The sequence below is a fragment of the Njordella aestuarii genome, from assembly GCF_056494165.1.
Window position 1 is genome coordinate 3,538,131 of the sequence record NZ_CM151397.1, and the last position, 20,185, is coordinate 3,558,315.

Below are 20,185 nucleotides of genomic sequence, written 5' to 3' on the forward strand. Positions count from 1 at the left end.
GGAAAGTTGCCGCAGCCTTAACAGGGTTGCGGCCAACCAATATTGAGTTATGGAATAAAGTGACCGGCGGCACTGCGACCAACACATTGCAGTCGAACATTCCGGTTTTTGTAGACTATCAGAACGCTTGGCTTCTCACCAAGACGTCCTGCATCCAGCGAACCATAACGATCGAGTTAGTGTGCTTTCAGCACAAAGCCCAATTACAACGCCGACGCAGCAACTGTAGCTGTTTCAGAGTCCGGGAAGAACTCATAGCAAGCAACACCGGGCCCCCATTGTCGAGAAGTTGTTATCGTTCCATTCTTGACTGGCATGTTGTTGTTGACCGTGAGATTTTCACGTTCAATCATCGCCTTGAAATCCTCGTGCGTGCATGAGTACTTAAAGCTGCATTGTCGTGTGACACTGGAATATTCGCCACTTACGCCCCGTGCGTTCGGACTGAAATGCAGGTGGAACCGCTCGGGGATCGCGTCCAAAGGTGAACTCGAGACACTAATTGTTCTTTCGAATATAAAGGGGCCGAAGAAGACAACAAAGGGAGCAACTGTGTACAGAGCCCAGAATGCCAGAATGATTAGCGCGACGGCTACGGCGATTGGCTTCTTGCGACTGGCGAATGGTTTCTGCTCTGAACTGTTCAACATTGCGTCTCCCAAACGTTTGAGCCCAATGATTTGCGCCAACCGGATCATGTATTTGCCAAATAACAACTACAATCATGCGGTTGCGGTCACGTTTCTTCACATTATGCAACACACGACTCGGGTGCCTATCCCGAACTTAACCATAACCATTTTCCTATGCGTCCTATCGCATACATATTTCATAACTCAGGGCGACCTTGCCGTGTGACTATATTTACCGAAGGCGAAGATCCGGTTGATTCGCGGATTGCGCCCAGCAAATCTTTTCCAAGTTTGATCGGCATTTCACCGTTCAAGTAGACAGCGATCGAGCCAGTGTCGTCCCAGACGATTTTAAACCAAGGGTTATCAAAGTCGTCGGGAAACTCTCTAAGAACATCGGATTCAATTCCCGCCAAAGCTATTCGTGTGTATTCATTTTGTCCTAGCCACGACAGTACGTTCAGTAATCTATTTAGCGGAAAGCCAAAGGAGTGACTAACATCAATCCGGTCCTTTAGAATTGTCAGTCCAATTATGTTTTGGTTCATGTAGTGAGCTAACAAAAAAGAGTCTTAGAACAATGCGTCCGCCAGAATAGTAAGTCTCAGGCGCAAGCATCGAAAGATAACGTTTCATCGTAGCTCATTCAGCGGACCCAAATCATGTTGCCTTTCAGTCTATCGCCAAAGTGGTTTAGATAGTTATCGACAAATCGTTCGCGGTCGGCCGTTTAAGCACACAGCCAATTCGATGACCAATGCAGAGGTTAAATCGTAATTCGCACGCCCTACTTTCGAAAATAAGACGGGGGAAAACTTCTTTGGTTTCTCGATCGTCCATTCCAGCCGCGCTCATTTGACACTCTTTTTTTGAAAACCTCTTGTCGCCGCTGATGCTGTGTATATACTGTGTATATGACTAAGCACAGCTGGGTGGTTTTATCTCAAGCCGACGGGCGGCCGCTGTACCTGCAAATCATCGAGCAGGTCCGGCAGCGCGTGGCTATTGGCGATCTGCGGCCAAGTGAAGAAATACCATCCATCCGCCAGCTTGCTTCCGATCTGAGTGTTAGCGTTATAACGGTCAAGCGTGCCTATTTAGAACTGGAACGAGACGGAGTGATCATTACTCGACAAGGTAAAGGTTCTTTCATTGCTGATAATCCGAATCTTCAGCCGCAAGTCCAGCTGGAAGAGCTTGAAGCCCTCGTCGCAAAGACTGCGCGGCTCGCTGCAACGCTGGGCGTAAGTAAGTCTCAACTGCAGAAGCAAATTGCCGCTGCGGTTGATCTGGCCAACGGAGGTTCTCAATGACGCTGGCAATCGATATTCAAAACGTTTCCAAAAAGTACGAGCACTTTCACCTGAACGACGTAAGCTTTCAGGTTGAAGAAGGCAGCGTGATGGGCTTGATCGGACCGAATGGAGCAGGCAAATCGACTACCTTACAATTACTGATGGGCTTCGCTACCGCGGATGCGGGTTCGATACGTTTGCTTGGCCACCAAGTTCCTGCGGAAATCGCCGTTGCTAAACAAAACGTTGCCTACGTTTCTGATAGCATGCAACTGCATGGTCACGCGACTTTGGGATGGCATATGCGACTGATCCAGTCATTCTGCCCAGCCTGGGACCAAACCTATGCAGAAAGGTTACTAAAACGCTTCGGGTTGATCGCGCACCAGAAAACCAAAGAGTTCTCGCAGGGGCAAAGAGTGAAGTCACTGTTGCTTTTGGCTTTTGCGCGTCATCCGAAACTGTTGGTACTCGATGAACCAACGACCGGACTCGATCCGGTTGCTCGCCATGAAGTCAATTCAGAATTGATGCGTGTAGTGGAAGACGAAGGCCGCTCGATTTTATTTTCTTCGCACAATGTAGCCGACGTCGAACAATTTTGCGACACAATCACGTTTTTGGATCGTGGAAAGGTAATCGCTTCAGAATGCTGTACAACGTATCTAGATCGATGGCAAAGGATCCGAGTTGAACTTCCCGAATTAGCGGCGCTTCCGCACTTTGATCATTGGCACGTCGAACAACATTCTAGTCGCCACGGTGTAATCGTAACGCCAGCCTTTGATGAGAAGGTTTTGCCATTATTACAGGAGATTGGGGCAAGTATTCGTTCAGTGGAACGAATGACTCTCGAAGAGATCTTTGTTAGTTCCGTCATGATGAGAAGGGAGGAGTTCGCGAAATGAACGCCCTGATGATAAAACGTTTGATCGCAAAAGACTGGAGCTTATGGAAACATAACATCGCGCTGTACACGCTTTGCACCGTCGCATGCCTGCTACTTGCCTGTGTTCCAAACTCCAAGATCTTTTATGCTGCTGCAATCTTTATGATCACAATCGTAATCGGCAGCGGAGTTCACGTTATTTTTGAATTGGTGTTGGACGAGCGTGTGAAGAAGTCGCAGAACTTCGTCATGAGCTTGCCCATCTCGAGCGTTGACTACACGGTCGCCAAATCGGCGGCGGTGACGTCAATTTTCTGCATGATCTGGGGTTTGATTGCAGCTGGATCGACCGCTGTCATCCTAGCCTTGCCAGCGATCCCGGACGGAATGCTCGTTTTTGTTCTTCTCGTGCTGATCAATTTACTTGCGGGGTTTTCGCTAATCTTAACAACTGCGATTTGGACCGGAGCGATGAGCTGGACGATCATTGTAATGGTTGCCAACAACATATTTGTGAACTTTTTCATCCCTCTTGTCGCAGGACTTCCGGGCATGACTGCGACGATGGAGAGCGATCGCGTCCATTTTTCGCCCGAAGCTTTGATGATTGCAGGCTGTCAGATTCTGTTCACACTTTGCCTGTTCGCCGCCAACAGTTGGCTCCCGTTGTTGAAAAAGATCGAGACCTAACTCGCTCTTACTCCTGATACGAATTTTCTTTCATCCACTGAACCAGTGTGGTCGCTGCTGCGCACCCACCAATTCCAACCATAACTTAACCCTTTAGGAAGATCGCAATGTCGACCGTCGATGCAACAATCGTAGAAGATACCAACATCAACCCTTATGATCCTTCGCTTCTTTTAAGTGTGAGGAAGACCACGACGAGTGGTTCAGAGCGGATACATTATCTTGACAACGTTCGCGCGATTGCGATGCTGCTGGGAGTAGTCCTTCATGCCGCACTAACTTACGCTGAGCCGACTCGAAACTTCTGGATTGTTGCGGACAAAAATGGTTCGTCATTTTTGGATGGCTTAATGGGTTTCCTACATTTATTCCGACTACCACTGTTCTTCTTTGTGGCTGGCTATTTCGCCAAGCTACTTGTGGCTCGTCGGGGCGTCTCTGGTTTCCTTAAGAACCGCGGCATCCGAATTGTCCTACCATTTCTCGTGTTCTACATCCCGCTCGTTATAGCCATGACCGTTGGAATCATATTCGCCATTCAATATTGCAATCACTTACCACCAATGATGGAAGCGGCAAAGTCAGCTGCTGCTTCAGGAGCTCAGCAAGAACCGCCACCACTTACGACGATGCATATGTGGTTTTTGTACTATCTCGCCATGTTTAGTCTCGTGGCTGCTATCGCAAGTAATTTCAAGAGCAAACGATTGAGCAATTTTTTCAACTGGTTCTACTCGGGGTTATGGCCAATATTGTTTGCGCCCCTACTTTTGCCTAGCCTGTTCGGCGCGGGAGTCGGCATTCCAGCACCGGAGTCCTTTACGCCGCAACTGTGGCCGTTTGGATTTTACGGACTTTACTTTTTCGCAGGTTGGCACATGTTTGGTCGCGAGCAGTTTGTCGAAAGTGTCAAACGCTTCGCGCTTCCGCTCCTAGCCATTTCGCTTTGCTTGTATGTCGTGTTACGACAGATGACAGTCTCGGAAATACCGTTGTCACCGGAGGCAGTTTCAACTTCCCAACTAATCATTCCGCAAGCACTTACTGCAATAATCTCGATCAGCATGGTCGTTGCTTCGCTAGTTCTCGGTAAGCAATTCCTAAGCATGCCGAGCAAATCGTTGCGTTACATTTCAGATGCGTCATACTGGATTTACTTGGTTCATCTTCCCATCCTGCTAATACTTCAAGTTGCAATTAGCAACTTGGAATGGAATATCTGGCTGAAGTTTTTGGTCTCTACGACTGGAACTTTTGCAATTAGCATAGCTCTCTATGCAGTTTTCGTCAGATATACGCCTATCGGCTGGATGCTCAATGGAAGGAAGAAGTTCCCTTGGCATTTGTTCAAGCGAACAGAAATCGCTACGCCTAAATGAGCACGCGACACCTTAACATATGCGTGCCCCCGAGCCTTCATTCTCCAATGCGAACATGATCCGTCGTGGAAGTTGCTGAATCAAGATCTCTGCACACGTTCAAAGCAGGGGCACAGATTAAAGATTTCCCCGACAGCACGAACGCAGGAAATCAGCGTCTGAACATACGCTTAAAGTATCTGCCTTTGCGTCATTTAAGCACGCCGAAGCGATAGGCGAAAACCACCAAGCCCAAGCAATTTTACTCCGTAGACGTAGCCAATCCAGTTTGCCCCTAGACTTTCGTGCGTGCTGCGGGATACATGGTTTGAAAAATCGACCGCAAATAGAAAAGTATTCCTGTTGAGTCGGCGGGCATGTTCACTCGCCATGGATACAATGTCTCTATAAACCCCTCGTCCTCGATACTGACGCTCAACCCAAGCTCCGTACAACCAAACTTCATCAGCACTCAACTCCACGTTCGTATCAGTATCCTGATCAAGGTAACGATCAAACGCAAGCCAGCAAACTCCGACAACTCTGGAATCTATTTTAGCGATTACCGCGCAATCACCCGCAGCCATCCGAAAATTGTAAGCCAAGCTGCCAGACTGCTCCTCGACTTGACGACATTCGGTTTCGTTGCGACTCATCAGTTGCACGGTTACCAATGAACTCGGTGAGTCCAACACCGGCTCTACCAAATTCATGCGACCGATCCTCTGCAAACGCCATTGGAAGAATCTCGCAGGTACAATCCGTCGGCTCAAGACCTCAAGTTTGTATGTAAGGTTATTCTTCATGCGTAACCAGCAGCACTAGAAGAGCACTTCTCCAACGTAATTGTTTGTAATGCAAGTGCTTCGGGTTGGGTAAAGCGTCAGGAGCCCATGCTGGCATGCCCTTTCGGGTACGCCGCTCATTGGACTTCTGCCTCAATCATTCCAACATTTTAGGCGCACAGAACACTGGAAAGTTCAAAGCATGTTCTATTTATGTGGAATACTCCGAATTGAATTCGACGTAAGCACAACCGAGATCACTGGTCCAATGCGTAGCGCTGCCAGAGCCAAATCCTACGGTCAGCTCAATGATTGTATTTCGATTGTTCTTAATCGCTCCACTGACTTCTTTTGCATCAAAAGCTGCGGGTTGGCCGTTTGAAAATATTTGATATCCGTTCAAAACGAGCGTCAAGACATCTGTACGAACAGGCACTCCTGCGTAACCCACTGCGGAAACAATTCTGCCCCAGTTTGGATCCCCACCATAGATCGCGGTTTTTACTAAGTTACTCATAGCAACCGATCTAGCAATGATGTCAGCATCTTTGTCGGTTCTTGCGACTCGGACAATGATTTCCAACAAGTGCGTTGCGCCCTCCCCGTCGTCAGGAATCATCTTGGCGAGATCAACGCACAAACCAGTTAGTTCGTCGCGAAAAACTGCGAATGAAGCCTCATCGAGCGATTGCTTGTCAGACGCATCGGCGGCCATCAAGACTAGCGAGTCGTTGGTACTCATGTGCCCCTCGACACTGACGCAATTGAAAGAGCGGTCTGCTGCATACTGCAAGGCTTGCTGCGCTTGAGTAGGATTCAGCGGAACATCGGTAACGACAATCCCCAACATGGTGGCCATCATAGGGCCGATCATACCCGCACCTTTGGCCATCGCCACCATACTATATGAGTTCCCGTTAAGCTCAACCTCTCGGCTGCCGACCTTACGCGTTGCGTCAGTGGTCATGATACCGTCACTGGCGAGCATAAATCCAGATTCCTCGCTGACCAAAGCTTGCGCTGCTTCACGTATGCCGCACGTAATCTTCTCCATCGGAAGCTGGTGGCCGATAATCCCGGTACTCATAACCAGAAATTGCTCACCCGTTAATGATTCTTCGCGTACTTTGCCGACTGATTCGGCGGCAAGGTCGCACATCTTAACCGCGTTCGCAAACCCAACATCTCCGGTGCAAGCATTCGCGTTACCGCTATTAATTACGATCCCTCGAAGGCCTCGGCCCGGACATCGTGATCGCGAAATTATCACGGGAGCCGCCACAACTTGATTTGTCGTGAAAACCCCGGCGATGGTACAGGGAACGTCCGAAACGACCAACGCGACATCCTTCGCGTTAGGTTTCTTCTTAATTCCAGCAGGGACGCCAGAATACTGAAATCCGTTTGGTAGCTTCATGTTTTAACTCGAACAAGCGACTCTAAGACGACAAACAGCCACACGCAAATTTCATTGCATACAACAACCCAGCACACCGCGTCAACGATTTCGAATCCAAGAGCCAAAGCCCCAGCGGAAATGCGAACTAACCAGCATCGTCCCGCTGCCTTCTACGGTTCGACACGCATCCGCCGCGCTGGATGAATGATCGCAAACAGTTGTTACACTTCGACCGTAAATTACTGGCGGAACATTGGACTCATATCCAAGCCTATTTCATCACGAAATTTCTCGAACCAACTAGCTTGCACCAACTGGCTCTGTGCGGCGGCTAGCTGTTGCGAGGAAGTTTGCAAAGGGCTCTTCTCGAACCTAGATCGCAAATCTTCTTCGCCGGGCGTTCGTTCCACGGGTTTGACTACAAAATATCGATCTTTATTTACACTAGCAGCAACTGCGTAGCTCCCGATCGGAGTGTTGAAGGCCTCTGACATAAATTCGTTCGTAACAGCACCGACAAGCTCCACGATTGATGTCATGATCTGCTGACTGCGAGGTGGTTGCAGCCAAGTGAACGAGCCGGGTTTAACAACCAAAGCCTGTTCGGTCTCGCTTAGTTCCGACGACCAATCACCGCTCGCCTGCAACTTAAGCTGAAGCTCGGTTGCTTTAGCTTGAGCTAACTCGCGTGCACGTTCTTGCTTCCAGGCGTTCACCACTTCGTCGCGGACAGCTTCGAATGGTGGAACCACCGAAGGTTCTTCTTTAAGTTTCCAGGAGAGGAAGTAGGCAACAGACGACTCTTGTCCAAACGAAGTCGACTCAACCGGAGTAAGCAATGGAACGGTTGGTATCAAAACAGCCTGCGCAAAACTTGGCATGTTAAAATTCAGTCGATCGATCACAACACTTTTGCCAATTTCCAAATCGCGGACCGAAAGGGCGTCGACCATGCCCGTACTGCCGTACTCAAGTCCAAATTCGTCGGCAAGTTTCGCGAGATTCAATACGGCAGGCTCGCTCACATCGGTAACTCCCATTTCAGTTTCCGATCTGTATTGTTGGAGATCGAGCGAATAAGCTTCCATTCGATTCTTAACGGCTTCTAATTGTTGCGAAACCTTGTTGCGAGCGGTTTCACGGACCATATCGAGCAGCAACTGCTCACGGACTTCGTCCAGCGTCTGAGTCCGCATCGGCTTCTCGTCTGCTGGCGTTTCGCTTGCAGCTGGCGTTGTGGCAGCGGCATCCCCCACTGTCAAAGTCGAACTGGTTGCTTCTGCAGTCGCATCTGTTTGTGTTTGGTCGGCATTCGGTTCGACGGCTGCAGGCTGTCCTTCTGAGGAGGGCACTTCTTCCGCCACTGCCGGGGTTTCTTCCGAAGCAGTTGCCTCGACGACAGCTTCTTCGGAAGCTTCGTCTTGGAACGCCACCAGCCTGTAGCCACTCGAGCTTACTGCAGAAGCACCGTCCTCAGTCGCGGGCGACTCTGGTGACTCAGGCGCATCAGATTCACTTGGAGCAGGCGACTCTGGTTCCTGCGTCGCAGCTTCCTCCGGCGCACTGGACGACTCTGCGGCCGGTGCGGGTGTCTCGCTGGCTGCTGGAGTCGCGGAAGCTGGCTCCGTTGCTGAAGTTGTCTCTGGCGCGGTCTCTTCCGCTGTAGGTTCAAGTTCGCCAGTTTTGTCTTCTACTTTGTACTGACCCGCTGCAACTCTTCGGTCATACTCTGCTTGAAGCTGCTCAGGCGTAACGTTTTCCTTTTCAGCGTTGATGAATTTATCAAGATCCGCTTTAACGAACTCGACATCAGCAGCATAACGCTTTCTAAATCCAAACTCAGGAGAATCCGAAACGCTCAGAAACTCTTTACCTTGCTCATAAATGTCGCGCAACGCTCGATCAGTAGGCTGCTCCTTGATCTGGTCAATAAAATCATTGGTGATCACAGGGAACGCTTCGATCTTGGCACGCTGCTCAAACCGTCGGAAATTCTCCCAGTTCGCTGCAGGTGTAATCAGAGGACTGTTATCGAACGCGACAGCGGAAGCTTGCATCTGCAACAGAAGTTGCTTGCTTATTTCATCTTTGATGTAACGATTCACACTATGTTGCGTCAGGTCTCGGCCCGCAGTTTCTTTGAGGATTTCAAGGTAACGCTGCTGGTTGATTTTGCCTGCGGTCAACTGCTGAATATAAAGGTCAGCCGTTGCATCATCGACAACGACGCCACGCCGTTCGGCCTCTTCGGCGAGCAGGCGCGTCTGAACGACTAGTTCAGGACTCGTAGGTCTTTCGAGTCCAATAAAAATCTCTTGCCCCTCTTGAGCAAAGTTAGGCACACTCGGCTGGCCACCGCGCTGAATCGTATCGCGCGCGAGTCGGTCAAGGAACTGGTAGGAGAGTTGGTAAGAATGGGTCAAAGCTTCAACGTCCTTGAAGCTCATCTTTCCATTTTTCCAGCGAACAGCCGTGTCGACTCCTCCGATTCGATTGCTGTTAGCCATATCGAATGCGGGCAGAACGATAAAGGAAATGATTGCCAAAACAACCAGAGCGGCCATCCAGCCACGTTGATTCTTACGAAAAATGGAGAACGGACTCGACATCCTGAAGACCTGAGCAGTATGGGTAAAATTGAGAGTGCCACAGCGTTTTACGGCCGAACTTAAACCGCTCAATTCTAGGGAGTTGGAGTTTTGACGCAATTCCAACATCACCTCCAGCGAGCGGGATTACTAGAAAAGATGCCTCCGCCGCGGTCCTTTTACGAAAAGACCTACGATAAATAGATATGCAGGTCCTCGAAAAGACGTCGCGCATTGCCAGCAGGACGACTTTCGAAAACCGCAGCCTAACCGACTAACCTCGTTCAAAACAAAATTCAGCCGTCGATTGATCTGCGATTGCACTCAGAATCTCAGTTCTGGCTAAAACCAAAGGGCACGTTGAATTCACGAGCCAATGGGTTCTTCATATACTGTCGGTAGCAGTTGCCGCAAAGATCGTAGCGTTTACGTTGGTACAGATCGTCTCCCAACGACGAATTGCAGAAATCATCGGCGGTTTCAAGCACTTCAGACAGTTCGTCCAAATGGTCAATTCCGGAACCGAAGTCGTCTTCATAGGGATCCAGAGCCGCCTCGACCTCAATACGTACCACGTACCGCAAGTCGCATTTTGGGTCGATCTCTTGCTTGCAACGGTCGCATGTGTGATGAATCATTCGATTTGCACTCAGAAAAAACAGGGCAGAGGAGCAGTAGTGCCGAAAGGCCAAGAGGAAACCTCACTGACCGGCGGTAACCAATTTGCCGCTCAAGTAGCCTTTATCCTAACGCTTGGTTCGATGAATCAGCAAGCGTTTCCTACGTAAATCCAGTCATTATTCAAAAAACGATCCCGTTCGGTGCTCCGCTTTTTCGCTTCAATCCATTTCTTTGCAGTTACCCTCGCGCATGACTGCTGTTCGCCAAGAATGCTCGGTATTAACCGTCGATCGGAGTTGGTATTGAATGAGGAGATCTCATTTGGAACGAAGGACGAGGCTCGATGCCCGTCTTTCCGAACATTCTGGAAGGACTTGAATCAGATCTTTGATTCATCAAGAACAAGCTTGCGTGAACGTCATACTTCTGACTGCTGGACTACATCCTGTCCGCCGCCAGTCTGCACTTCGGGCTCGGGCGCAGCCGCTAGCTTCTTACCCGCGTAACTGCTAATCAACGGGCCAATCAGACATGTGATAAAGATAACAACAATCACTGCGTCGACCATCTCATAGTCAAACAACCCTTCACGACTTGCGGTAACGGTAACAGCTAAGGTCGCGGCTGCTTGAGGAATCGTAAGACCAAGCGTTACAGTTCGATCCCACTTACTGTAGTTGAAAAACCAACCACATAGCCAGCAAGAAATGCCTTTGCCGATTACGATCGCTCCTAACAACAAAGCGGCTGTGAGCCAGATACGATAGTGCCCGGTAAACACGTCCAGTGCAAGTCGCATCCCTGTATCAATAAAGAAGAACGGGATAAACAACATCCGTCCGACGAATTGAACATGCTCGTGAAGTTCTTCTTGCTTTTTCAAAGGGGAATTTAAGCACAATCCCGCCAGGAATGCTCCAAGGATCGCTTCGGTTCCTATCAGTTCTGTCGCAGACGCTAACCCCAACAGCACTACAAAAACAAAGAGCGCCTTTTCGGCACGTCGCGGCCGTGCGTGGTTGAAAAAGTAGCGGCCCAAGTGCGGAAGAGTGAGCAGTGAAATGATCGCGAGAACCGCTAACGCCAGAAGTGGAAATAGCCAACTCAGTCCGTTAGACTCACCAGTGCTTGCCGTCTGCACAACCAACGCAAGAACGATCAAAGCTAATGTATCGATCAACACGGTCCCGCCAATGGCTGCAACTATAGGCCGACGGTTCACCAGTCCAAGCCGCTTAACAATGGGATACGCTAACAAGGTATGCGACGAAAGTGCAGTGCCCATCAGCAGCCCACCTCGCCACGAAAGGCCCACGATCGACGCGACTCCAACGGAAAGTAGGAAGGTCAACGAGAACGCTGTTAGTCCAAACACAAGCGATTCACGTTTATGCTGTCGCACAACTTCCAGGTTAATCTCGACGCCAGCAAGAAACATGATGTAGACCAGTCCGACGCGGCCCAATAGTTCAACAACAGGCTCGCGCGGTAGCACATGAAAGCCGCCAGGACCGATCAACATGCCGATAACAAGTAGACCGACCAATCCAGGCAAATTGATCCGCTCAACAGTCAACTGCACAACAAGCGCGGCAGTCAATAAAACCGTAAATTGCAAGATGACGTCTTGAAGAGGCAGCGTCAGGTCCATGGGAAACTGGCAGGACGTTAATGCGGTAAAAGCGGGTTGGTAGCTAGGCCGTCAATGAATGGTGGTTCAGCGTGCAACGTAGGAAGATGTCACCAGAGAGTACTAGGTCGCAGATGCAGAACCGGACCTGCTATCCGTGTGCCAGAAAGATCAATACTCGACACACAATATAAAGATCTGGCTGGAGGCAAAGCGAATGCCACCTAACGAACAATAGGTTCTAACGATCATTGAGACCATGCTTTGCAGTCCTCTTCAACCTACCGCGTTTCGACTCAGGAGCAGCACACTAATGTGAATCTTTTTCAGGCTCCGATTCCTAACGAATCAGAAAGCGTAAGAGTTGCCACTGAGACATTGAAAGTTGACAAAATGCTTGATTTGGCTTTTGTTTTCCTTGAGCGAAGAGTTCCTCGTTTGGGAAGTTAGTCGGAAGAGCCAAGGGTAAATCGACGGCTGCTTGCAATTCGCTCTGCCGGGGAATATTATCGAAACTTTAATCTTGCGCATCCTCAGGTTCGTCATCGTCGATTCAATTATGATAAGAACATTGCTTCAATTAACGACAGTTTCGCTGGTAGCAGTCTTCTCCTGTGCGCATGCGAAAGCTGATGTCGTAATCTTGTTTCAAGACACAAGTGAGGGCCTCCTAATGACGATGGGAGGTGTCTTGCAGACGAATGATCTCTTGCTGGATACTCCAGCTTTCACAGATAACAATTACCTGAACCACATTTCCTCTGGACAACTTCCGCTGCTACAGGCAGGCGGGCAAGGACTCACTACTGGATTGTTTGTATCAAGCCTTACATCATTGCAAGATATCGTCATTTCCGACGTCGTCAGCGATAGCCTGCTGAATACAGGCGATTATGTTGCGTTTGGTGAAACTGGATTCTTAACAGTGTTTGCATTCGAGATTCCAACTTCGTTTCAAGTAGGTGATCCGGTTTCGATTCGTCCAAACGCACTCTTTCCGAACGCAAACATTGCTGCGGTGTTTGGAACGAACTTGAACAACGGTCCTATTGTCTTAGCAGTACTTTCTAATGGTCAAACCGTTTCGATTAGCTCGGTTCCTGAACCTACCACGAGCTTGTTGCTATTGGCCATCAGTCCCGCGATTCTCGGGCGAAAGTTTTTGAAAGCACGCGATCGCAAGCGACTTCCAGTTAAAACTTAACCGCAGACTTCAATTTGCGGCTTCGCCGGCGAGCGAAAAACATTGCCCCGCTAATCAAACTGATAGCTGAAGCCGTCGTCGGTTCTGGGACTGCCACAATCAAGCGAAAATTATCAAACTGCACTGTTGATGGCCCATTGCCGTATAAATTAGCATCCTTCATATTCAATCGGATCCAGGAGTTAGAAAGATCGACAGGGTCGGTTGCGAAAAGAACTCCGTCAATAAAGGCGCTTGCGACCTTGAGTTCGGAATCGTAGGAGATCGCGAAGTTGTGCCAACCAGTTCGCTCGTTCCCGAACTGCGGACGCACGAAATTGTTGCCGAAGAAAAGATCATTCTCCAGCCAGCGACGATAGTCGACAGCGTCGTAAAAGTAGATTCCGTATACATCACGGCTAACAATTTCATCTTGTCCGATCATCAACCATGCCATTGCGTTCCCCTGAGGAACTCGAAAATCTACACTGGCAGTAAAATTAGTATTCCCATATCGCCCGACAGTTTGAATACCGGAATCAAAGTGGTCGTTTGGCGCAACGGGATTGTGAACCGAAACCACCCCACCATCTTGAACCACAGAAGAACCCGGCAAATCCGTTAAAGTAGTCCAAAACGGATGAAGGGTTGAAGTTGAGAAATCATCTTCGAAAATAACATCTGCCGACGCCGAACCAATTCCAAAATGCAGGAATAACAACAACATCACTAGTGGGTTAAACATTTGACGATTCATGGAACCACGCCTGACACAATGAATGAAGAGAGTATAAAAATGCAGCTGCCCGAGCTTCGATCAGTATATTATGATAAAGAGCACTGAGAATAGTAGTTGTTACGTTTCAAATTTCATTCAAACAAATGCGTCAATTCGCTTGTTTAGATATTTTGTTGGTCCATCCGGTAATTTCGTGAAGTTGGTAGAATCTGGGCTGGAGGAAATCAGCCATGCAAGACAAAGAATTGTACCAACACATCCTTGGACTCAACAATCCTTGGTTTGTTCAAGAAGTCGTTCTGGATCAAGTAGCCAAAGAGATTGTCGTTCGAGTAAACCACCCAGATCAAGCAACATTCTCATGCTCGCAGTGTGCTCACACTGGCGCATGCTATGATCATGCCGAAGAGCGACGCTGGCGGCATTTGGATTCGTGTCAATTTAAAACAATCCTTGTGGCACGTGTTCCGCGCGTCCAATGTCCCACGCATGGTATCAAGAATGTCGCGGTGCCTTGGGCAGAAAAGCATAGCCGGTTCACCTTGCTCTTCGAACGTTTGGCAATCGACGTGCTGCGAGCAACGCAAACGGTCAAAGGAGCCATGAACATCTTAGACATTAAATGGGACCAAGCCTGGAACATCCTGCAGCGTGCTGTCGATCGTGGCCAAGCTCGCAAGCAAGCCAAACCAATCCCGCACCTTGGTATCGACGAAAAAGCTTTTCGCAAAGGTCATAGCTATGTGACCATGCTCTACGATCTGCAAAACAGTACGGTCGAAGCTATAAGTGAAGGGCATGATGTCGAGAGTGCAAAAGCCTGTTTTTCTCAGCTTTCTGAGGATCAAATCGCTTCAGTACAAGCGATCGCTATGGATATGAGCCCGAGCTTTGTGCGAGCCACCAAAGAAACAATTCCCCTTGCTGAAGAGAAGATCGTGCATGATCGATTTCATGTGATGCAGTTAGCGAATAAGGCGGTTGATAAAGTGCGTCGGCAAGAGCATCGCTCGTTGCTGTCGTTGGGAGATGATCGTCTTAGCAAGACAAAATACTTGTGGCTCAAAGGCGAAGAGAGTTTGAGCGAAGCACAAAGCGAAACGTTCGCCTCGATTTATCATGGTACGATGCAAACAGCGAAAGCTTGGTGCTCCAAAGAAATTCTTCGAGGACTTTGGGACCAGTGCGATGCGAGCACAGCGACGCAGTATTTTAACAAGTGGTATCGCAGCGTGATCCATACGAAACTTGAGCCGATGAAGTCCGTAGCCCGGACGATCAAAGAGCGACTGGGCAACGTAGTCAGTTACTGTACGCATCGGATCACGAACGCAGTGGCCGAAGGGATGAACAGTAAGATCATGTCGATCAAAAGGCGAGTAGGCGGCTATCGCAACGTAGAGAACTTCAAGACTGCAGTTTACTTCCACTGCGGCGGATTAGATCTCTACCCACGATAATCCCGGATGGACCATTTTGTTTAGCTCATCCGGTTCTTCGGCGTGTTCTTACTTCCTCGCGGGGGATACAAACCTTCGTGCTTCGCTCGCTTCGACAACGATTGACTTTTTTGAAAGTTTGAATCTGCTGACAATGGGCCTGAGCCGTAATTTCTGGCAAACGCCTTAAGCATTGGCGATTAAGAATTAGGTAGCCAAGCGGCTCCGATTATGACCGACATGATCGTTGCTGCGCAGATGACTTTGCCGAGAGTTCCTGCGAGGCGGCCCCAAAATGCAGCTTTACCGACGGCGATCGAATCGTCCCACACGCGGCCTTTCCAACGCTCTCCTAAGACCGCGCCAGTAAATGCCCCAAGCCCTCCCAATAGCAACGATACGACGACTGAACCGATGACAGGCACGGGGGTGCCGACGAACAGTCCCACGATGGCTCCGACAATAGACCCAACAATGGCCAATGCCGCCGCGCGGCGCGAACCACCAGTCTTCTTGACACCCGCCGCGCCTGCAACAAATTCGATTAATTCGCCCAGTGCAGCGATACCCACGATACAGGCAAACGCAAATATCGACATGGCGGGCAACCGCGAGTCGCTAAAGTAAAACGTCATCACCGCCCCAATTGCGACCAATATCCACGGTCCAGGCAGCCCAACAATCGTTATCGCCAACCCCGTCAAAGCGAACAACGTGATGCAAATACTAATCAAAACATCGATATACATTCTTCAGATCCGTTCGTAAGAGTTAAACCGATTATGACGATTTTCGATTTGATGCAAGGCTTAACCACCACCCAATCTAAGGACGATTTCATCATTGAGCCTTGAAAGCCAAGCTATGTTTACGAGTAGTCTAAATACGCATCGCCACATACAAACACTCTCCGACGGCTGTCGCATGTCAACGAATACTATGAATCTATCGTTGAACGATGTCCTTGCATCGACACAATTGCCTGCACTTCCTACCAGTGCTGTCGAAATCCTACGAATTGCTCAAGATGAAAAAGCAGGACCAGCCGAATTCGCCAGACCAATTGAAGCTGACGTTGGACTTATGGGCCAAGTGCTCCGCTTTGTCAATTCGTCATACTTCGGATTTTCTAGGGAAATAACCAACGTTCAGCAAGCGATTGCACTCGTCGGCATTCGTCCCATCCAAAACTTTGCACTTTGGAGTGCCGTCTTTAGTCTTGTTCCAAGCCCCAAATTCGGCTCGTTCGACCTCAAAAAACTCTGGCAAGACTCGCTTCGCCGCGGCATCCTTTCACGCGAGTTCGGCAAGGCGTTGAAGCTTGCTAACAGTGAAGAATTGTTTGCAGCGGCGCTGCTTCAAGACATTGCAATTCCTATTCTTTTAAAAGCGATCCCCGAAATTTACGAACCGATGATCAGCGAACGAGCGCAATTGCATCGCCGATTGTCAGAAATTGAACGAGAAAAACTCGGCTGGAACCACGCCCAAGCTGCCGCCGCACTTTGCCGCAACTGGTCATTGCCAGATTCCTTTGCAGACTTGATTGAGCAACATGCGAATCCATTAGCACTACTTGATGGTTCAAAACCTCGATTGGACGCAGCCTGCGTCGCGGTCGCGGCCATGACACCATCGTGTGCCGATGAAGAGTGGCCAGAACAACATCGCTTTTTCCAGGCCATTGATTTGTTAATGCACGGTGTTGCGATTGACTTTGTAGCAATGTTCACACGTGTCGACACGATCTCAGCCGAATTTGCTCCGCTGCTCAAGCTCGCACCACCCAAGAAGACGCTTGAAATGTGGCTCGTCCACGCCGCCCGATCTATCCCCAATATTAAGGTTTTAAAGTAACCTAATCGACGCACTCACACCTGAGTGAACGTGCTTTGCCTGGATGTCACCTGCGAACGGCACATAGTTGAACGGCGAAGCAACAAATTTTAAGTCTCCACGGTAGCAGATTTAAACATCAATCCGCGCTTGAGAACCGTGTGAGCTTCGCTGCAATTTCAGAAACTAACAGTCGGGACATGCTGGAACTCGCGATCCCTACGGCCTACTTCCACCGAAACATAATCGGTGGACCGTTGTCGATTCGATGTCTTCCTTCTCAAAATCGACATTTCTAAAAATTATTTACTGCATGTCGCAGTTTCTTGGTTCGCTACCTACAGCGATTTCTTGCCCTTGCGAGCACGCCTGAGAATGCCGATACCAGCTAAGGTCAGAATCCCCAAAGATGTCGGCTCAGGCACAGCGACTGGATTCGCGGTCACGGTTAGGTTATCGATATAAACCGTTGCTGACGTGAATGGAGGAGGAGTTGCTGCACCGTCGCCACTATTGTTTCAAAGGCTGCGAAACAGTCATTAGCTTGCGGCCATCCGCTCTCGCTCTCCAATGCGTTACGCCTGTGTAGCAAGGAATGCGTAATTCCCCAGGGATCACCAAGTATGATCTGCCGTCTGTGACTTGTGCCCAAGCAACGTCGAACACGATGCACATGAGATGAGCTACAATGCGACTATCCACACGTGTGGATAATCACGTCTTCCGTTTTAGCTTGAGAGCTCTTTTTCATGCAAAAGAACGAACGCGCAACTGATTTCGCCGACTGGCTTACCAGCGGTCCGGGCGGAGGGCCATTGTGGAGCTGGGGTAGTGGAATATTCGCCGCCGGTATACTTGCCGCATACGGCTGTTATGTCGTCGCAGTACAACAAGGCACGTCACTGAGTTTGCCCGTTTTTGGTTTTCCTCAAGACCGCGGGTTCGGCTTGCAGAAAGTTCAAGGTGCAACGGCTGTCAGCTTAGGGATCACCATAGCTTGCCTCGGACTGTTCATGCACTTCCAATGGTTCTGGGGCAATCACCGCCGCTTGTCACGCTACTTTGAAATTGGGAAGTATGCTGCATTGGCTAGCGCGGCTATCGCTACCATCGCACACGTGATTTTGATGCTATCGCAGGCGAATCTGTTCTGACCACTGCGAGCACTGGACTAGACAAGCCAGCTTCGCAACGTCGCGATGTCGCGATTGTACGCTTCGATTGCACTTGGCAGCTCGTCGACTTTAAACACCCTATAGCCTAACCATTCCATGTACACCGAGAGCGGCATCATGGGTGCGTCCTGACGAATCGTGTCAAACATCTGGCGATTCACGAACCCAGTGTCGAGCGGCACACTTTCAAAGTTGTCGGTTCTTTCTCCGGCCCACTTGCCGTCTTTGATATAGATTGCACGCATCTTCGGCTTACAAACCGAGGCAGCCGTCGGCCAACTCGATCCAGTTTCAACACGCAGATGAAGCGTGTCTACCGCCAGCCCAATTGCGTTCGCGTCGATGCCTTCCAGCAACCTAACCGCATCAAACCCGAGCGCCCCAACGTACGATTGTTTAAGAGTAGATCCGCTGTGGTTCTGATAGAGCCCTTGGATGCCTACTTCTTTGTTCAACTGAGCTAGTTCTCGAGCTTGGGCGGCGAAAATATCTAGCTGCGGCTGTACCGGTTTACTCAAGTCATACCGGTAGTACCCCATGCGGTAGTAGCGGACGCCACTTGCGACCAAGGCCTCTAGTAACTTTCTAGACAGAGGTTCGTTCGCATCATTGACGGCCGTTGCAGCAATCAATAGAGATCGGTCGTGTTGTTTCAACGCCGCGACCATCTTGGGAACTTCGTCAGGTGCGCGATCGGGTTCAATATGGCCACCTGGTCGGACCGTCGCTTCGATCCCGTCAGCGTCTATTTGAGCCAAAGTCTCGCCCAAACGTTTGTAATCGAGCCCCTCAAAAATCTTCCCAAAGACGGCGATTGGCCAAGAAGCCGACCCTTTCGCGGACACTACATCCAAAGGCGCTTGACCAAACACTTTCGACGGCGAAAGAACTGACAAAGCAGCGCCAGCGGCAAGCGAAGCTAACGCTTCGCGGCGAGAGTTTTGTATCATGGTGACTTCGATGAAAGGAATTCGATCGGCACCGATGTTAAAATGCCGAACTGTTTAGTGGGTAGGGCTGCGATGGAAATGAACATGCTTCCAGCCACCTTTTTGACGGTGCCAGACTCGAGTCTCTTCCATCGCGGTCGTTGTTGGCTTACCGTTGTCTCCGATTTTTTGAGTCAATCGGACGTACGCTATGACCGCGCAATCACCCATCACACGAATGTGAGGAGCAACAATCGTCGACTGAACAGGGGAATTGTCGCCGCCGCCCAGCTTGAAGTAAAAGTGATGAAAGTCCAGACCATCCACCAAATTACCAACCGCTTCTGGCTCAAAACTAGTTAGCGACGGATCACACAACTCCGCATACGAGTCCCAGTCGCCGCTGGTCGCAGCCATCAAAACACGCTGAGTCAACTCCAGGATTTCTTCGCGATCGTCTTCAATGCTCATGATTGTTTCTTCAGTATCTTTTCCACTCAAAACCGTGACTTTGCACGGACACTGGCGGTTTTAATGCATGCCGATGCGTTCTGCTAGTAGAGCAGTCGAGATTCTGCCGGTTGCTGAGAATCTAGTCCACCAAAGCGGCAGAACTGCGAGGTTGCGCAAGATTTTCTAGGACTTGGGCGGGCGACTATTTTTCTCTGCAATCCCGCTAGTGCCTTCGCGACGCGCGAGTTCCGTTCGCAAGTCATCCACAGTGACCCCTTTGCTGCCCAGCAGAACCCAGGTGTGATAGATCAAATCGCAGGCTTCGTAGATGAAATGTTGGCGATCATCCTCGTCAGCCGCTTCAATCAGTTCCTCGGCTTCCTCGCGAATCTTGGCACCCATGGCCGCCGAACCGCCTCGCACAAGCTTGGTAGTATATGAACCTTCGGGCATCTGACGCACGCGCTCGTGAATTTGTGCCATCAATCGGTCAAGGACGTCGTCGCTCATTCATTCAACTCTACACAGTCGTTTCAGTTTATGT

The 20,185-nt window shown here is 49.7% G+C and carries 21 protein-coding genes; 8 read left to right on the forward strand and 13 right to left on the reverse strand.

Annotation, left to right across the window (positions count from 1 at the left end; translation table 11 throughout):
- Positions 1-203: 203 nt before the first annotated feature.
- Entirely contained in the window at positions 204-650 is a 447-nt protein-coding gene (locus SH451x_RS14170) for a hypothetical protein (RefSeq protein WP_479357635.1), read from the reverse strand.
- Positions 651-829: 179 nt separating this feature from the next.
- Complete coding sequence (locus tag SH451x_RS14175; protein WP_479357636.1) at positions 830-1,180, reverse strand: hypothetical protein; 351 nt, start codon at positions 1,178-1,180, stop codon at positions 830-832.
- 366 nt (positions 1,181-1,546) lie between these two features.
- On the opposite strand from SH451x_RS14175, the gene SH451x_RS14180 reads away from it, so the two are divergent.
- The 4 genes from SH451x_RS14180 (at position 1,547) to SH451x_RS14195 (ending at position 4,885) form a co-directional block, all read left to right on the forward strand.
- Positions 1,547-1,945 carry a GntR family transcriptional regulator gene (locus SH451x_RS14180; protein ID WP_479357637.1) on the forward strand — a complete coding sequence of 133 codons (399 nt, stop codon included), beginning with the start codon at positions 1,547-1,549 and terminating at the stop codon, positions 1,943-1,945.
- A complete protein-coding gene (locus SH451x_RS14185; protein WP_479357638.1) occupies positions 1,942-2,835 on the forward strand; it encodes an ABC transporter ATP-binding protein in 894 nt (297 codons plus the stop codon). Before SH451x_RS14180 ends, SH451x_RS14185 begins: the two co-directional genes overlap by 4 nt.
- Complete coding sequence (locus SH451x_RS14190) at positions 2,832-3,506, forward strand: hypothetical protein (RefSeq protein WP_479357639.1); 675 nt, start codon at positions 2,832-2,834, stop codon at positions 3,504-3,506. Before SH451x_RS14185 ends, SH451x_RS14190 begins: the two co-directional genes overlap by 4 nt.
- A 107-nt stretch (positions 3,507-3,613) precedes the next feature.
- Positions 3,614-4,885, forward strand: coding sequence for an acyltransferase family protein (locus SH451x_RS14195; protein ID WP_479357640.1), 1,272 nt, complete (start codon positions 3,614-3,616; stop codon positions 4,883-4,885).
- Positions 4,886-5,079: 194 nt separating this feature from the next.
- On the opposite strand, the gene SH451x_RS14200 is transcribed toward SH451x_RS14195, so the two are convergent.
- The 5 genes from SH451x_RS14200 to SH451x_RS14220 form a co-directional block, all read right to left on the reverse strand.
- Positions 5,080-5,670: a GNAT family N-acetyltransferase gene (locus tag SH451x_RS14200; RefSeq protein ID WP_479357641.1), complete on the reverse strand. Its 591-nt coding sequence runs from the start codon at positions 5,668-5,670 to the stop codon at positions 5,080-5,082.
- 190 nt (positions 5,671-5,860) lie between these two features.
- Complete coding sequence (argJ, locus tag SH451x_RS14205; protein WP_479357642.1) at positions 5,861-7,066, reverse strand: bifunctional glutamate N-acetyltransferase/amino-acid acetyltransferase ArgJ; 1,206 nt, start codon at positions 7,064-7,066, stop codon at positions 5,861-5,863.
- A gap of 221 nt (positions 7,067-7,287) precedes the next feature.
- A complete protein-coding gene (locus SH451x_RS14210; RefSeq protein WP_479357643.1) occupies positions 7,288-9,657 on the reverse strand; it encodes a SurA N-terminal domain-containing protein in 2,370 nt (789 codons plus the stop codon).
- A 311-nt stretch (positions 9,658-9,968) separates the two neighbouring features.
- Entirely contained in the window at positions 9,969-10,274 is a 306-nt protein-coding gene (locus tag SH451x_RS14215) for a hypothetical protein (protein WP_479357644.1), read from the reverse strand.
- 401 nt (positions 10,275-10,675) lie between these two features.
- Complete coding sequence (locus SH451x_RS14220; protein WP_479357645.1) at positions 10,676-11,908, reverse strand: cation:proton antiporter; 1,233 nt, start codon at positions 11,906-11,908, stop codon at positions 10,676-10,678.
- A gap of 538 nt (positions 11,909-12,446) precedes the next feature.
- Between SH451x_RS14220 and SH451x_RS14225 the strand changes: the two genes are divergently transcribed.
- A complete protein-coding gene (locus SH451x_RS14225; protein WP_479357646.1) occupies positions 12,447-13,091 on the forward strand; it encodes a hypothetical protein in 645 nt (214 codons plus the stop codon).
- On the opposite strand, the gene SH451x_RS14230 is transcribed toward SH451x_RS14225, so the two are convergent.
- Positions 13,081-13,815: a PEP-CTERM sorting domain-containing protein gene (locus SH451x_RS14230; protein ID WP_479357647.1), complete on the reverse strand. Its 735-nt coding sequence runs from the start codon at positions 13,813-13,815 to the stop codon at positions 13,081-13,083. The two genes, SH451x_RS14225 and SH451x_RS14230, sit on opposite strands and share 11 nt — an antisense overlap.
- Positions 13,816-14,039: 224 nt before the next feature.
- Here SH451x_RS14230 and SH451x_RS14235 point away from each other — a divergent pair, with 224 nt between their 5' ends.
- Positions 14,040-15,269, forward strand: a complete 1,230-nt coding sequence (locus SH451x_RS14235; RefSeq protein ID WP_479357648.1) for an ISL3 family transposase — start codon at positions 14,040-14,042, stop codon at positions 15,267-15,269.
- A 179-nt stretch (positions 15,270-15,448) separates the two neighbouring features.
- On the opposite strand, the gene SH451x_RS14240 is transcribed toward SH451x_RS14235, so the two are convergent.
- Positions 15,449-15,997, reverse strand: coding sequence for a DUF456 family protein (locus SH451x_RS14240; protein ID WP_479357649.1), 549 nt, complete (start codon positions 15,995-15,997; stop codon positions 15,449-15,451).
- Between the two features lie 175 nt (positions 15,998-16,172).
- Between SH451x_RS14240 and SH451x_RS14245 the strand changes: the two genes are divergently transcribed.
- Positions 16,173-17,105 carry an HDOD domain-containing protein gene (locus SH451x_RS14245; protein WP_479357650.1) on the forward strand — a complete coding sequence of 311 codons (933 nt, stop codon included), beginning with the start codon at positions 16,173-16,175 and terminating at the stop codon, positions 17,103-17,105.
- Between the two features lie 317 nt (positions 17,106-17,422).
- Here SH451x_RS14245 and SH451x_RS14250 read toward each other — a convergent pair whose 3' ends face one another.
- Positions 17,423-17,530 (reverse strand): PEP-CTERM sorting domain-containing protein, encoded by a 108-nt coding sequence (locus SH451x_RS14250; protein ID WP_479357651.1) that lies wholly within the window; start codon positions 17,528-17,530, stop codon positions 17,423-17,425.
- A 303-nt stretch (positions 17,531-17,833) separates the two neighbouring features.
- On the opposite strand from SH451x_RS14250, the gene SH451x_RS14255 reads away from it, so the two are divergent.
- Positions 17,834-18,238, forward strand: coding sequence for a class I SAM-dependent methyltransferase (locus tag SH451x_RS14255; protein WP_479357652.1), 405 nt, complete (start codon positions 17,834-17,836; stop codon positions 18,236-18,238).
- A 17-nt stretch (positions 18,239-18,255) separates the two neighbouring features.
- Here the strand turns inward: SH451x_RS14255 and SH451x_RS14260 are convergent, their stop codons facing one another.
- From SH451x_RS14260 to hisE, 3 genes are all read right to left on the reverse strand, one after another.
- Positions 18,256-19,209, reverse strand: a complete 954-nt coding sequence (locus tag SH451x_RS14260; protein WP_479357653.1) for a sugar phosphate isomerase/epimerase family protein — start codon at positions 19,207-19,209, stop codon at positions 18,256-18,258.
- Between the two features lie 54 nt (positions 19,210-19,263).
- Entirely contained in the window at positions 19,264-19,659 is a 396-nt protein-coding gene (locus SH451x_RS14265; RefSeq protein WP_479357654.1) for a DUF4440 domain-containing protein, read from the reverse strand.
- Between the two features lie 165 nt (positions 19,660-19,824).
- A complete protein-coding gene (hisE, locus tag SH451x_RS14270; protein WP_479357655.1) occupies positions 19,825-20,151 on the reverse strand; it encodes a phosphoribosyl-ATP diphosphatase in 327 nt (108 codons plus the stop codon).
- Positions 20,152-20,185 lie beyond the last annotated feature (34 nt).

Bases quoted from the DNA above. Each gene is read 5' to 3' on its own strand.
- SH451x_RS14185 (WP_479357638.1), top strand. From the start codon at position 1,942: ATGACGCTGGCAATCGATATTCAAAACGTTTCCAAAAAGTACGAGCAC.
- SH451x_RS14240 (WP_479357649.1), bottom strand. From the start codon at position 15,997: ATGTATATCGATGTTTTGATTAGTATTTGCATCACGTTGTTCGCTTTG.
- SH451x_RS14190 (WP_479357639.1), top strand. From the start codon at position 2,832: ATGAACGCCCTGATGATAAAACGTTTGATCGCAAAAGACTGGAGCTTA.
- SH451x_RS14175 (WP_479357636.1), bottom strand. From the start codon at position 1,180: ATGAACCAAAACATAATTGGACTGACAATTCTAAAGGACCGGATTGAT.
- SH451x_RS14245 (WP_479357650.1), top strand. From the start codon at position 16,173: ATGTCAACGAATACTATGAATCTATCGTTGAACGATGTCCTTGCATCG.
- SH451x_RS14215 (WP_479357644.1), bottom strand. From the start codon at position 10,274: ATGATTCATCACACATGCGACCGTTGCAAGCAAGAGATCGACCCAAAA.
- argJ (WP_479357642.1), bottom strand. From the start codon at position 7,066: ATGAAGCTACCAAACGGATTTCAGTATTCTGGCGTCCCTGCTGGAATT.
- SH451x_RS14200 (WP_479357641.1), bottom strand. From the start codon at position 5,670: ATGAAGAATAACCTTACATACAAACTTGAGGTCTTGAGCCGACGGATT.
- SH451x_RS14170 (WP_479357635.1), bottom strand. From the start codon at position 650: ATGTTGAACAGTTCAGAGCAGAAACCATTCGCCAGTCGCAAGAAGCCA.
- SH451x_RS14260 (WP_479357653.1), bottom strand. From the start codon at position 19,209: ATGATACAAAACTCTCGCCGCGAAGCGTTAGCTTCGCTTGCCGCTGGC.
- SH451x_RS14225 (WP_479357646.1), top strand. From the start codon at position 12,447: ATGATAAGAACATTGCTTCAATTAACGACAGTTTCGCTGGTAGCAGTC.
- SH451x_RS14210 (WP_479357643.1), bottom strand. From the start codon at position 9,657: ATGTCGAGTCCGTTCTCCATTTTTCGTAAGAATCAACGTGGCTGGATG.
- SH451x_RS14195 (WP_479357640.1), top strand. From the start codon at position 3,614: ATGTCGACCGTCGATGCAACAATCGTAGAAGATACCAACATCAACCCT.
- SH451x_RS14180 (WP_479357637.1), top strand. From the start codon at position 1,547: ATGACTAAGCACAGCTGGGTGGTTTTATCTCAAGCCGACGGGCGGCCG.
- SH451x_RS14265 (WP_479357654.1), bottom strand. From the start codon at position 19,659: ATGAGCATTGAAGACGATCGCGAAGAAATCCTGGAGTTGACTCAGCGT.
- SH451x_RS14235 (WP_479357648.1), top strand. From the start codon at position 14,040: ATGCAAGACAAAGAATTGTACCAACACATCCTTGGACTCAACAATCCT.
- SH451x_RS14255 (WP_479357652.1), top strand. From the start codon at position 17,834: ATGCAAAAGAACGAACGCGCAACTGATTTCGCCGACTGGCTTACCAGC.
- SH451x_RS14230 (WP_479357647.1), bottom strand. From the start codon at position 13,815: ATGTTTAACCCACTAGTGATGTTGTTGTTATTCCTGCATTTTGGAATT.
- hisE (WP_479357655.1), bottom strand. From the start codon at position 20,151: ATGAGCGACGACGTCCTTGACCGATTGATGGCACAAATTCACGAGCGC.
- SH451x_RS14220 (WP_479357645.1), bottom strand. From the start codon at position 11,908: ATGGACCTGACGCTGCCTCTTCAAGACGTCATCTTGCAATTTACGGTT.